Source organism: Janthinobacterium sp. ROICE36 (genome assembly GCF_002869965.1).
Lineage (GTDB): Bacteria > Pseudomonadota > Gammaproteobacteria > Burkholderiales > Burkholderiaceae_D > Janthinobacterium.
Window position 1 is genome coordinate 15857 of the sequence record NZ_PEBS01000069.1, and the last position, 11827, is coordinate 27683.

General features: G+C 62.5%; 11 protein-coding genes and 1 rRNA gene. 9 read left to right on the forward strand and 3 right to left on the reverse strand.

Annotation, left to right across the window (positions count from 1 at the left end):
* The first annotated feature begins 1 nt into the window (after nt 1).
* Genes CSZ94_RS22175 through ppnP form a run of 7 tightly spaced genes read left to right on the forward strand, consistent with a single transcriptional unit; the run spans nt 2 to nt 7105 of the window.
* On the forward strand, nt 2–457 hold the full coding sequence (locus CSZ94_RS22175) for a chemotaxis protein CheW (protein ID WP_102123508.1): 456 nt from the start codon (nt 2–4) through the stop codon (nt 455–457).
* Entirely contained in the window at nt 454–1707 is a 1254-nt protein-coding gene (locus CSZ94_RS22180) for a CheR family methyltransferase (RefSeq protein WP_102123509.1), read from the forward strand. The genes CSZ94_RS22175 and CSZ94_RS22180 overlap by 4 nt, the downstream gene beginning before the upstream one ends.
* A gap of 9 nt (nt 1708–1716) precedes the next feature.
* On the forward strand, nt 1717–2403 hold the full coding sequence (locus CSZ94_RS22185) for a chemotaxis protein CheW (RefSeq protein ID WP_102123510.1): 687 nt from the start codon (nt 1717–1719) through the stop codon (nt 2401–2403).
* Nucleotides 2400–4670 carry a hybrid sensor histidine kinase/response regulator gene (locus CSZ94_RS22190; RefSeq protein WP_102123511.1) on the forward strand — a complete coding sequence of 757 codons (2271 nt, stop codon included), beginning with the start codon at nt 2400–2402 and terminating at the stop codon, nt 4668–4670. The genes CSZ94_RS22185 and CSZ94_RS22190 overlap by 4 nt, the downstream gene beginning before the upstream one ends.
* A gap of 10 nt (nt 4671–4680) precedes the next feature.
* On the forward strand, nt 4681–5730 hold the full coding sequence (gene cheB / locus CSZ94_RS22195) for a chemotaxis-specific protein-glutamate methyltransferase CheB (RefSeq protein WP_102123518.1): 1050 nt from the start codon (nt 4681–4683) through the stop codon (nt 5728–5730).
* Nucleotides 5731–5740: 10 nt separating this feature from the next.
* Nucleotides 5741–6766, forward strand: a complete 1026-nt coding sequence (locus CSZ94_RS22200; protein ID WP_102123512.1) for a diguanylate cyclase — start codon at nt 5741–5743, stop codon at nt 6764–6766.
* A 24-nt stretch (nt 6767–6790) separates the two neighbouring features.
* Entirely contained in the window at nt 6791–7105 is a 315-nt protein-coding gene (ppnP, locus tag CSZ94_RS22205) for a pyrimidine/purine nucleoside phosphorylase (RefSeq protein WP_102123513.1), read from the forward strand.
* Here the strand turns inward: ppnP and murB are convergent, their stop codons facing one another.
* Complete coding sequence (murB, locus tag CSZ94_RS22210) at nt 7106–8134, reverse strand: UDP-N-acetylmuramate dehydrogenase (protein WP_102123514.1); 1029 nt, start codon at nt 8132–8134, stop codon at nt 7106–7108.
* A 182-nt stretch (nt 8135–8316) separates the two neighbouring features.
* Between murB and CSZ94_RS22215 the strand changes: the two genes are divergently transcribed.
* Nucleotides 8317–8802, forward strand: coding sequence for a YajQ family cyclic di-GMP-binding protein (locus CSZ94_RS22215; protein ID WP_010396032.1), 486 nt, complete (start codon nt 8317–8319; stop codon nt 8800–8802).
* A gap of 183 nt (nt 8803–8985) precedes the next feature.
* Nucleotides 8986–10245, forward strand: coding sequence for a nitronate monooxygenase (locus CSZ94_RS22220; RefSeq protein ID WP_102123515.1), 1260 nt, complete (start codon nt 8986–8988; stop codon nt 10243–10245).
* A 53-nt stretch (nt 10246–10298) separates the two neighbouring features.
* On the opposite strand, the gene CSZ94_RS22225 is transcribed toward CSZ94_RS22220, so the two are convergent.
* Nucleotides 10299–11597, reverse strand: coding sequence for a leucine-rich repeat-containing protein kinase family protein (locus CSZ94_RS22225; protein ID WP_102123516.1), 1299 nt, complete (start codon nt 11595–11597; stop codon nt 10299–10301).
* A 110-nt stretch (nt 11598–11707) separates the two neighbouring features.
* Nucleotides 11708–11820: ribosomal RNA gene (gene rrf, locus CSZ94_RS22230) — 5S ribosomal RNA — on the reverse strand.
* Nucleotides 11821–11827: the final 7 nt, after the last annotated feature.

Sequence of the window (11827 nt, forward strand, 5' to 3'; positions counted from 1 at the left end):
CATGAAAGTACTGCTCTTTCACATCGGAAGCGACCGCTATGGCCTGCCCCTGGCCGGCATCGTGCGCGTCTTGCCGCTGCTGGAACTGAAGCAGTTGCCGCTCACGCCGGACTATGTGGCCGGTCTGATGGACTTGCATGGCACGCCCGTGCCCGTGATCGACCTGTCGCGCCTGGCCGGGCTGCCCGCTGCCGCCGCGCAGTTCGACACGCGCATCGTCATCGTCGACTACCGCACGGCTGGCGGCGCCACGCATGCGCTGGGCTTGCTGGCCTCGCAGGTGCGCGGCATCGCCGACATCGACCCGCAGCAGCTTGAAGACAGCGGCGTGGCGACGGCGCCGTTCCTGGGCCAGGTGGCCAGCGACGCCGACGGCATTGTGCAGTTGGTCGAACTGGAACACTTGCTGGCGCCCGACGTGCGCGCGCTGCTGTTTCAAGACGCGAGCGCGGCATGACGGCGCAAGTCCTGCTGCGCCGCGCGACCGGCCTGTCCGTCTCCGACGCCGTGGCCGAGCGGGCCGTCGGCCAGCGCATGGAGCAAACGGGCTTTACCGATAGCGCAGCCTATCTGCAGGCCCTCACGCCGACCGAAATGACGCAGCTGATCGAACTGGTGGTCGTGCCGGAATCGTGGCTGTTCCGCGATCCGCAGGCGTTTTACGCCACCGTCGAACTGGTGCAGGAACGCTGGGCGCGGGGGCGCGCCACGCGCATCCTGTCGATTCCGTGCGCGGGCGGCGAGGAACCCTATTCGATGGCCATGGCGCTGCGCGACAAAGGTGTGCCGAAACAGGCATTCAGCATCGACGCATATGACCTGAGCCCCGGCTGCATCGAGCGGGCGCAGGCGGGCGTGTATGGGCGCAATGCCTTCCGCGCCCAGGACGTGGCCTTTCGCGAGCGCTATTTCACGCACGTGGCCGACGACGCCTACCGCATCATCGACGCCTTGCGCGAACAGGTGACCTTCAGGCAGGGCAATTTGCTGCAGTTCGATACGGCCACCTACAGCCGCCATTACGACGTCGTCTTCTGCCGCAACCTGCTGATTTACTTCGACAAGCCGACCACCCGCGCGGCCATCCACAAGCTGTCGGCCCTGCTGGCCGACGACGGCATGCTGCTGGCCGGCTATGCGGAAGTGCCGTCGTTCTGCCAGAACGGCTTTGCGACGCTGCAGTTCCGCCAGGCCTTCGCCCTGAAGAAGGAAACGGCGGCGCCAGCCAGCCCTGCGCAGGCGGCCCCGTTGCCGGTCTTGCGCACCTTGCGCAGCGTGCCGCCCGCGCCAAAGCGCGCTACCGCTCCCATCGCGCCGGCGACGCTGCGCACGCGCCCCGTGTCCGTGCCATCGCCCCCGCCAGTGCCAGTGCCAGTGCCAGCCGCGCAAGCTGATTTGCTGGCCGAGGCGCGCCTGCTGGCCGACCGTGGCCAGTTGCGCGAGGCCGGTGAAAAATGCCACGCCCACCTGGCCCGCGTGCCCGAAGCGGCGGAAGCGTATTTCATGCTGGGCATCATCAATGAACTGGCCGGCAAGATGGACCTGGCCGACGATTACTGGCGCCGCTGCATCTACCTGCAGCCGGACCATTACGAGGCGCTGTGCCATCTGGCCCTGCTGGCCGAGCGCAATGGCAACCACACGGCCACCGCCACCCTGAAAGCGCGCGCGGCACGCATCTACCAGCGCCGCCAGGCATCCAACTAAGGGGGACGCATGACATCCATCATCGGCAGCGAGACCCCGGAATCCATCGACGACTGCTGGAACCGTATCGGCGTGGTCGGTGACCAGAGCTGTCCCAAGCTGCCAGCCAAGGTACATTGCCGCAACTGCGACGTGTATGCGGACGCCGCCCAGCGCAACCTGCAACGCCCCGTGGACGAACACTACCAGCGCGACTGGGCCAGCCACTTCCGCCAGCTCGATGCGGGCGGTGAAGTGCGCGACAGCTCGGCGCTGGCGTTCCGCATCGGCCGCGAATGGCTGGCGCTGCCCACGCGCGTGTTCGACTCCGTGGCGCCGCAGGCCAGGCCGCACGTGCTGCCGCACCGCAGCGGGCGCGGCCTGTCTGGCATCGTCAATATCGGCGGCAAGCTGTATCCATGCATGTCGCTGGCCAGTTTGCTGGGCATCGACGAACAGGGCGCGCCGCCGGCCAAGGGCCGCCACACCTTTGCGCGCCTGCTGCTGATGCGCTGGGAAGAGCAAGCCTACGCCCTGCCCGTGGCCGACCTGCACGGCATCGTGCGCTATGCGTCGGGCAGCCTGCAAACGCCGGCGGCCACCATCAACAAGGGCCTGACGCGCTTTCTGTCGGGCGTCATCACCGAGGGCGACATGCGCATCGGCTTCCTGGACACGGCGTTGATCGGCTTTCAACTTGCGAGACTATTACGATGAGCCAGGACCAGCACGGCGACCTGAGTGCCTTTTCCCTGCTGGACCTGTTCCGCATGGAGGCGGACAGCCAGACCCAGATTCTCACCGATGGCTTGCTGGCCATGGAGCGCCATGCGGGCGACGCGGCCGCCGTCGAATCGATGATGCGCGCGGCGCACTCGATCAAGGGCGCCGCCGCCATCGTCGGCCTGCAAGTGGTGGTGCAGCTGGCGCACGGCATGGAAGACAGCTTTGTCGCTGCCCAGCATGGCCGCTTGAAACTCACGCCGGAGCGGGTCGACGTGCTGTTGGCGGGCGTCGACCTGATTGTGCAACTGTCGCGCCTCGACGATGCGGGCGCAGAAGCGTGGCTGGCCGCGAATGCAGCGCAGATCGACCAGACCCTGAACGCCATCGCCGGCATCGCCGAGCTGCCCGAACTGCCGGCCCGTCCCTCGCTGCCTTCACCCGTGCCGGCGCAAGCGACCGTGACCGGCGGCCTGGTGGGCGAGGAAGTGGAGTCGGCGGCCGCACCCGCGCCGCGTGCCGGCGCGCCAGCCAAGGCCCCGGCGCAGAATTTCGACAAATTGCTGTCGCTGGCCAGCGAATCGCGCATCAATGCGCACCAGATGCACCCGTTCATCGGCGCCCTGCAACGCTTCAAGCGCAACCAGGGCAGCCTGTTTTCCGCCCTCGAACAGCTGCACGTCGCCATTGCCCGCTCGGGCGACCCGGGCCTGATGGAAAAATCCCTGCTGGCGCTGCAAAAGACGCAGCCCCTGAAGCAGTTCATGCTCGAACACATCGCCGACATCGAAACCTATGAACGGCGCTTGCTGGCGGTCTCGCAGGGCATGGTCGACGAACTGCTGGCGCTGCGCATGCGCCCTTTCCGCGACGGCATCCACGCGTTTCCCCGCATGGTGCGCGACCTGGCGCGCAGCCTGGGCAAGGAAGTGCAGCTGGAAATCGACGGCGAAGACACCCTGGTCGACCGCGACATCCTGGCGAAGATCGAAAGCCCGCTGAACCACATGCTGAGGAATGCCATCGACCATGGCATGGAAGGCCCGTACGAGCGCATCGAAGCCGGCAAGGAAGCAATGGGCACGATACGCATGGAAGCGCGCCACCGCGCCGGCATGCTGAGCATCGAGATCAGCGACGACGGGCGCGGCGTCGACCTGGAAAAAATCCGCCAGTCCGTCATCGAACGCAAGATGGCCAGCCCCGCCATGGCCGCCGCGCTGTCGCCGGGCGAGCTGCTGGAATTCCTGTTCCTGCCCGCCTTCAGCCTGAAAGCGACGGCCAACCAACTGTCCGGACGCGGCGTGGGCCTCGATATCGTGCACGAGACGATACGCCAGCAAAACGGCACGGTGCGCCTGGAATCGGAGCCGGGACGCGGCTTTCGCGCCCTGATTACCCTGCCGCTGACGCAATCGATCGTGCGCGCGCTGGTGATCGACGTGCAGGGCGAAGCCTACGCCATCCCCATCGTCAAGGTGGAAAGCGTGGTGCGCGTGCCGCAAGCGGCCATCCATACGCTGGAAAACAAGCAGTTTTTTGAACTCAAGGGCGAGCATCTGGGCCTGGTGTCGGCGGCGCAGGTACTGGAGCTGGGCGAAACGCCCAGCAGCGCCGACGATTTGCCGGTGGTGGTGATCGGGCGCGGCAAGCAAAGCTACGCGCTGGTGGTCGACGCCATCCGCGGCGAGCAAAGCCTGGCGGTGCAGGCCATCGACCCGATCTTCGGCAAGATGCGCGACATTTCCGCCGCCGCCCTGCTCGATGATGGCGAGCCGGTGCTGATCCTCGACGTGCCCGATTTGCTGCTGTCGATCGACAAGCTGCTGCACGAGGGCGGCCTGCACCAGCTGGCGCAGGCGGGCCACGCGCAGCGGCGCCGCGCCAAGCGCATCCTGGTGGTCGACGATTCGCTGACGGTGCGCGAAATGGAGCGCAAGCTGCTGCTGGCGCGCGGTTTCGACGTCGACGTGGCCATTGACGGCATCGACGGCTGGAACGTGGTGCGCAGCGGCGAGTACGACCTGGTGATCACCGACGTGGACATGCCACGCATGGATGGCATCGAACTGGTCTCCCTGATCAAGAAGGACCTGCACCTGCACAAGCTGCCGGTGATGATCGTCTCGTACAAGGACCGCCCGGAAGACCGCGCGCGCGGCCTGTCCGCCGGCGCCGACTATTATCTGACCAAAGGCAGCTTCCACGACGAGACCTTGCTCGACGCGGTGGCCGACCTGATAGGAGATGCCCGCTTATGAGGCCTACTGCATGAAAATTGCCATTGCCAACGATGTCGCCATGGCCGCCGAAGCCCTGCGCCGGGTGGTCGCCAGCACGCAGGAACACCAGGTGCTGTGGATCGCCCGCACGGGGCTCGAAGCGGTGCGCATGTGCGAGGGCAACCGCCCCGACCTGATCCTGATGGATCTGAACATGCCGGAGATGGATGGCGTCGAGGCGACGCGCCTGATCATGGAGCAAAGCCCGTGCGCCATCCTGGTGGTGACGGGACGCCCGCAAGACAATGTCAACCAGGTCTTCCGCGCGCTGGGCGCCGGCGCGCTCGACGTCACGGCCACCCCCGTGCTGCAGGGGCAAGTGGGGGGCGACAGCGAGCTGCTGGCCAAGATCAAGACCATCGGCAAGCTGATACGCCATAGCGCCGAAGCACCGTCGCCGCGTCTGGTGCAAGCCAATGGCGAGCGCAGCGACGGCCAGGTCACCACCCTGGTGGCCATCGGCGCCTCGACGGGCGGACCGTCAGCGGTGGCCAGGGTGCTGTCCGGCTGGACCGCGCCGCCCGGCTGCGCCATCGTGGTGGTGCAGCATATCGATGAAACCTTCGCCTCGCATTTTGCGAAATGGCTGGACGATCAATTGGACATGCCGGTGCGCGTGATTGCCGAGGGCGACGAACTGGTGGCAGGCAGTGTGCTGGTCGCCAAGACCAATGATCACCTGCTGCTAGATCAAAATTATCGTTTGGGTTACGATGCAGCACCACGCGACTATGTTTACCGTCCTTCGGTCGATGTCTTCTTTCATTGCGTGGCACAGCACTGGCGCGGCGATGCCATCGGCGTGTTGCTCACAGGCATGGGCCGCGATGGTGGCGACGGCTTGCTGGCCATGCGCCGCGCGGGCAAGACGACGATAGCGCAAGACCAGGCCAGCAGTGCCGTATATGGCATGCCGCGCGCGGCAGCCGAACTCGATGCGGCGCAGCAAATCCTGCCATTGGATAGAATAGGCGCCAGCCTGCGCAACCGCCTGGGCGCAAAAATCAACCATGGGTGGGAGTCCTCCCCTAACATCTGAAAAGAATGCAATGCCAGAATTTTCCTCCAGTTTCACCCTGCATGAGCCCGCATTGACCGAATTCAAGGTCAGCGTGCTGCTGGTGGACGACCAGTTGATCATTGCTGAGGCAATCCGGCGCATGCTGAGCGACCAGCAGGATATCGAGTTTCATTACGTGACCGACGCCACGCAGGCGCTGGACACGGCGCTGCGCTTGCAACCGACCGTCATCCTGCAAGACCTGGTGCTGCCGGGCATCGACGGCTTCGCCTTGCTCCAGCTGTACCGCGAAAACGCGGCGCTGGCGCATGTGCCCGTCATCGTGCTGTCGGCCAAGGATGACCCGAAACTGAAGGCCCACAGCTTTGCCGTCGGCGCCAATGATTATGTGGTGAAACTGCCGGACCGTCTGGAGTTGCTGGCGCGCATACGCTATCACTCGGCGGCCCACATCAGCCGCCTGCAGCGCGACCAGGCTTTTCGTTTCCTGCGAGAAAGTCAAAAGAATCTGGCCGACGCCAATATCGAGTTGCAGAAGCTGGCCGCCCTCGATGGCTTGACCGGTATCGCCAACCGCCGTCGTTTCGATGAAACCTTGCAATGCGAATGGCAGCGTGGTCAGCGCGACAAAGCACCATTGAGCCTGCTGTTTTGCGATATCGACCATTTCAAGAGCTATAACGACCACTTCGGCCATTTGCCAGGCGACCTGTGCCTGAAAAAAGTTGCCGCCGTACTCACGGAACATTTAAAGCGCCCGGCCGACCTGGCCGTCCGCTACGGCGGCGAGGAATTCGCCCTGATCCTGCCCGAAACGGAAGCGGCCGGCGCATTGCTGATTGCCGAAGCGTGCCGGCGTCACCTGGAAGGCTTGCAGATCGAGAACCCGGCGGCAAGCACGGGCATCGTCACCATCTCGATCGGCGTGGCCACCGTCGTGCCCTCCCCTGACTCGACGGTCGAGCAACTGATCAACCGCGCCGACCAGGCCCTGTACGCGGCCAAGCGCGGCGGACGCAACAGCGTGCTGAGCGCCGATGACGTCGAAGACTGATTTTTAACTGAAGGAAAGTGAAGCATGAGCACACAACTGGACAATGTCAGCGTCGTCAAGAAGTCGAATATCTACTTTGACGGCAAGTGCGTCTCGCACAACGTCATCCTGGTCGATGGCACGAAGAAAAGCGTGGGCGTGATTTTCGCCTCATCGTTGCGCTTCAACACGGGCGCGCCGGAAATCATGGAAATCGTCGGCGGCCTGTGCAAGGTACGTTTGGCAGACGCGACAGCATGGAACAGCTACGGCGCGGGCCAGGACTTCAGCATCCCGGGCAATAGCCATTTTGATATCGAAACCATCGAAACTGTCGACTACGTCTGCCATTTTGCCTGATTAAACAAACACAGGCTCGGGCGACAGGCGCACGCCATATTTCGCCTCTACATCATCCTGTATCGCTGTCGCCAGCCGGGTAATGTCCGCGCCACGAGCGCCGCCATTATTCACCAGAACCAGTGCCTGCTTGGGATACACTCCCGCGGGCCCCAGGTTTTTTCCCTTCCAACCACACTGATCGATCAGCCAGCCGGCCGCCAGTTTTTCCGTGCCATCGGCTTGCGCATGGTGCACCAGCGTGGGAAAACGTTCCAATAAGGTAAGACATTGCTCGCGTGACACCACGGGATTCTTGAAGAAGCTGCCCGCATTGCCGATCACGGCCGGGTCAGGCAATTTACGCCGGCGTATCGCCATCACCGTTTCGGCCACCTGTTGCGGCGTCGGCTCGGCAAGATTGCGCTCGGCCACGGCCTGCGCCAGTTCCGCATAGCGCAAGTTCGGCTGCCACTCGGCAGGCAAGGCAAACGTCAGTTCCAGCACGATCAGCTCGCGTCCGTCCGCCTGCTTGAAGATGCTGTCGCGGTAAGCGAAACGGCAAGCATCGCGATCCATGTCGAAGACAATGCCGCTGGCGCTATGCATGACGCTCACGCTATGCAGATAATCCTTGATTTCCACGCCATACGCACCAATATTCTGGATAGGGGCCGCGCCCACGGTACCGGGGATCAGCGACAGGTTTTCCAGCCCGCCCACGCCTTGCGCCAGGGTCCACTGCACGAAGTCGTGCCAGTTTTCACCGGCGGCGGCGGTGACGAGGATGGTCTCGAAGTCCGCCTGCGCCAGGCGCATGCCGCGCGTGGCCATGTGCAGCACGGCGCCGGGAAAGTCGCCCGTCAGCACGATGTTGCTGCCGCCGCCCAGTATCAAACGCGGCATGGCGGACAAGGCGGGATCTTGCAGCGCGGCCTGCAATTCGGCTTGCGAAGTGATGCGTACATAGGCGGCCGCGTTGGCCGTGATGCCAAAGGTATTCAGGCGCTGTAGGGAGTAATTGTGTTCGATGGTGAGCTCTGCAGACAAGTGATAGCGATTATTTTGCTCGATTATAGAGTGAAAACGACAAAAAACCAGCGCAAGACAAGGGCAGGCCGTCCGTTGTCCGTTAAAATGTCGCATCTTTAACGAGGCTGTGCCATTTTGCAAAGAATGCACGCGCCCGGCGCGCTGCCAGCGCGCTCGCTCTAACACGAAAGGAACAGACCATGCCGTCATTTGATGTAGTCTCCGAAGCCGATATGATCGAAGTCAAGAATGCCGTCGAGCAATCCAACAAGGAAATCACGACGCGCTTCGACTTCAAGGGCAGCGACGCCCGCGTCGAACACAAGGAAAACGAATTGACCGCGTTTGCGGATTCGGAATTCCAGCTCAGCCAGGTGCGCGACGTCCTGACGAACAAGTTGACCAAACGCAAGGTCGATGTGCGCTTCCTCGACGAAGGCGACATCAAGAAGATCGGCGGCGACAAGGTCAAGCAGATCATCAAGATCAAGAATGGCATCGAATCGGATGATGCCAAGAAAATCGTGCGTGTCATCAAGGACAGCAAGATGAAAGTACAAGCGAGCATCCAGGGCGAAGCCGTGCGCGTCACGGGCGCCAAGCGCGACGACCTGCAAGCGGCCATGACCATGCTGCGCAAGGATGTGCCCGACATGCCGTTGGAATTTAACAATTTCCGCGATTAATTTCGATGGGGCGCGCGATCCGGCACGCGCTTGCACCGGCACGGTGGCAAGCTGCCCCGGAGAGCCTGCCCGCTTGGGGTAGAATTGAAGCTGCGCACAGCTATATGCGCCCGCGCGCCTGACCGGCAGCGGGCTTGACCGTACATCTGGCTCAGTGATAACCACGGTAGTCTAAGGATAGCAATGAAACGTGTTGATGATTTCCGCCTGCGATTTGGCAAAAAAGAATATGTGCCCATCATGATAGGCGGAATGGGTGTGGATATTTCCACGTCGGAGCTGGCCCTGGAAGCGGCCCGGCTGAACGGTATCGGCCATATCTCCGATGCCATGGTGGAAGACGTGTCGGATCGCCGTTTCGACACCACCTTCGTCAAAGACAAGACGAAACTGTACAAGTTCAACATCAATAATAGCGACAAGGCCGTGGTGCAGTTCGACCTGGGCCGCCTGGCGGAAGCACAGCGCCTGCATATCGGCCGCACCATGGAAGCGAAAAAGGGCGATGGTTTGATTTTCGTCAATTGCATGGAAAAGCTGACCATGAACGGCCCCCGCGAAACCTTGCGCGTGCGCCTGAATGCGGCGCTGGACGCCGGCATCGACGGCATCACCCTGTCAGCCGGTCTGCACTTCGGCTCGTTTGCCTTGATCGCCGACCATCCGCGTTTCCGCGATGCCAAGCTGGGCATCATTGTCTCGTCCGTGCGCGCCCTGCAAATTTTCCTGCGCAAAAACGCCAAGCTGGACCGCCTGCCCGACTTCATCATCGTCGAAGGCCCGCTGGCCGGCGGCCACCTGGGTTTTGGCATGGACTGGGCTAATTACGACCTGCACACGATTACCGCCGAAATCCTGGCCTACCTGAAAACGGAACAGCTGGAGATCCCGCTGATCGCCGCTGGCGGCATCTTCACGGGCAGCGATGCCGTCTCCTTCATGGAAGCGGGTGCGGCTGGCGTGCAAGTGGCGACGCGCTTCACCGTCACCGAGGAATGCGGCTTGCCAAACAAGGTCAAGCAGGAATACTACAAGGCTTCGGAAGAAGACATCATCGTTAATGGTATCTCGCCGACGGGCTACCCGATGCGCATGCTGAAAAACACGCCCGCCATCGGCGCCGGCATCCGTCCAGGCTGCGAATCGTATGGCTATCTGCTCGACGCAACGGGTAACTGCGCGTACATCAACTCTTACAACCGCGAAGTGGCAGCCCATCCGGAGCAAAAAACCGTCGTCGTGATGGACAAGACTTGCCTGTGCACGCACATGCGCAACTTCAACTGCTGGACCTGCGGCCACTACACGTATCGCCTGAAGGACACCACGCACAAGCTCGACAACGGCGAATACCAGATCCTGACGGCCGAACACGTCTTCAAGGACTACCAGTTCAGCGTCGACAACCAGATCGCCCTGCCGGAAAAAGAAGTCCAGGGCTGAATATGCTCAGCCTGAACTGAAAATGGCGCAGCCTGCAAAGGCTGCGCCATTTTTTATGTCTGGACCATTTCCAGCAATGCCCGTTCGATCACGTCGAACTTGGGCCGCAGCAACATTTCTTCTTGCAGGCAAGCTTGCTGCAAATCTTGCAAGACGGGCAAGGGCGTTGCAGCATGCGCAATCAACTCGCCCAGCAGCACGCCAAAGGCGCGCGCCTCTATGCCCTGCAGCAAGTCTCCTTGCGGCGAGCCGGGCACAAACATGGACGCCGCGCCAAAGTCGCCCAGCAGACAGACGCCACCATCCGCATGCAGTATATTGTGGCCATACAAATCGCCATGCACAATGCCGCGCGCATGCAGCTGACACACGGCCGAGGCGATGCCATGGGCAATCGCCAGCGCTTGCAGCGCATCAAAGCGCGCGCCATCGGCATACACATCACGCGTACATGAAGCCAGGCTCGGTGGCCCGGCCAGGTTGCGGAAGGCAGCATCGATGAGCGGCATGACCAGGCCCATCGCCCCTTGCGGATGCCCATCGAGCGTCCCCAGGATGGGAATCAGGCCCGCATGCGCACCCGCGCCGACACAGGCTGCGATTTCGCTGCGCGGCAAGCCATCGCTGGTCATCGCCCCCTTGAACACTTTGACAGCGACATCATCGCGCCCATCGAGGCGGGCACGGTAAATCACACCCGATGCGCCCTCGCCCAGCTGCTGTGCCAATTCCAGGCGCTGCCATGCCACAGCCGCCGCGCCGGCATCGCTCAGGGCCGCCAGTTCGCGCCCTTCCGTGAACGGGTTGCCCGCATACGCAAGCCAGCTCAGGCGCGGCAAAGACAGCAGACATTCGGGCAGCGCCGTAAAACGGTTGGCGGCTATGCGCACCAGTTCCAATTGGCGGCAATTGGCCAGGGAGGCGGGCAAGCTGGCCAGACAATTTCCCGCCAGCATGAGTTTCTGCAATGCACCGGACTTGCCCAGCTCATCCGGCAAGACTTCGATGCCATTGTCGGTCAGGGTCAGCCAGCGCAGGCTGGGCGGCAAGGCTGCGGCCGGCACGTGGTCGATCCGGTTCGCCTTAAAACCCATCATTTCCAGCGCAGGACAGGAACCGAGCACGGCCGGCAAGGTGGTGAACAGATTATCCGAGCAAAAAATGATGCGCAGCTTGTGCAGGCGTGGCAAATCGTCAGGCAGGGAGGCCAGCGCATTGCCCGACAAATCAAGGATTTCCAGGCTGTCGGCCAGGTCGAATATCTCACGGGGGAAGTCGCTCAAGCCGCAGGACAGCGTCAGGCGGCGCACGCCGGCCAGTTGGCCATTGTGTAATTGTTCCAGTGTATGCACAACAGACAAGATATCCCTTTCAAAAACCCGGCAAGCGCTGGTATCGCTCAATCCAGCGGACGTAAAAAAACCCCCACCGGATCACCGATGGGGGGTTTTTCGAATAACAAGCCTGACGATAACCTACTTTCACACTGGTTGCAGCACTATCATCGGCGCAAAGTTGTTTCACGGTCCTGTTCGGGATGGGAAGGGGTGGGACCAACTTGCTATGGTCATCAGGCATAACT

Bases quoted from the DNA above. Each gene is read 5' to 3' on its own strand.
- CSZ94_RS22175 (WP_102123508.1), top strand. From the start codon at position 2: ATGAAAGTACTGCTCTTTCACATCGGAAGCGACCGCTATGGCCTGCCC.
- CSZ94_RS22180 (WP_102123509.1), top strand. From the start codon at position 454: ATGACGGCGCAAGTCCTGCTGCGCCGCGCGACCGGCCTGTCCGTCTCC.
- CSZ94_RS22185 (WP_102123510.1), top strand. From the start codon at position 1,717: ATGACATCCATCATCGGCAGCGAGACCCCGGAATCCATCGACGACTGC.
- CSZ94_RS22190 (WP_102123511.1), top strand. From the start codon at position 2,400: ATGAGCCAGGACCAGCACGGCGACCTGAGTGCCTTTTCCCTGCTGGAC.
- cheB (WP_102123518.1), top strand. From the start codon at position 4,681: ATGAAAATTGCCATTGCCAACGATGTCGCCATGGCCGCCGAAGCCCTG.
- CSZ94_RS22200 (WP_102123512.1), top strand. From the start codon at position 5,741: ATGCCAGAATTTTCCTCCAGTTTCACCCTGCATGAGCCCGCATTGACC.
- ppnP (WP_102123513.1), top strand. From the start codon at position 6,791: ATGAGCACACAACTGGACAATGTCAGCGTCGTCAAGAAGTCGAATATC.
- CSZ94_RS22215 (WP_010396032.1), top strand. From the start codon at position 8,317: ATGCCGTCATTTGATGTAGTCTCCGAAGCCGATATGATCGAAGTCAAG.
- CSZ94_RS22220 (WP_102123515.1), top strand. From the start codon at position 8,986: ATGAAACGTGTTGATGATTTCCGCCTGCGATTTGGCAAAAAAGAATAT.